Origin of the sequence: Shigella sp. FC1661, from assembly GCF_001712525.1 — a bacterium.
Classification (GTDB): domain Bacteria; phylum Pseudomonadota; class Gammaproteobacteria; order Enterobacterales; family Enterobacteriaceae; genus Escherichia; species Escherichia coli.
Genome location: NZ_MDGW01000524.1, coordinates 1 through 290 on the forward strand (window position 1 = coordinate 1; position 290 = coordinate 290).

The window sequence follows — 290 nt, forward strand, 5'->3', positions numbered from 1 at the left end:
GGATAAGCTGCGTAAGCTGTACGGGGTCGGACCGGTATGCAGTGAACTACATATTGCCCCGTCAACGTATTACCACTGTCAGCAACAGCGACATCATCCTGATAAACGCAGTGCCCGTGCGCAGCGCGATGACTGGCTGAAGAAAGAGATACTGCGCGTATACGATGGGAATCATCAGGTATACGGTGTGCGTAAAGTCTGGCGTCAGTTGTTACGGGAAGGTATCAGAGTGGCCAGATGCACTGTGGCACGTCTCATGGCGGTTATGGGACTTGCCGGTGTTCTCCGGG

At 54.1% G+C, this 290-nt stretch carries 1 protein-coding gene and 1 other annotated feature; the gene reads left to right on the forward strand.

All coding sequences use genetic code 11. The features are described from left to right. On the forward strand, positions 1-290 hold a 290-nt coding region (locus BFF42_RS21605), incomplete at both ends, for an IS3 family transposase (protein WP_146753335.1). Then, positions 2-61 (forward strand) — a sequence feature (AL1L pseudoknot). It overlaps the preceding gene by 60 nt.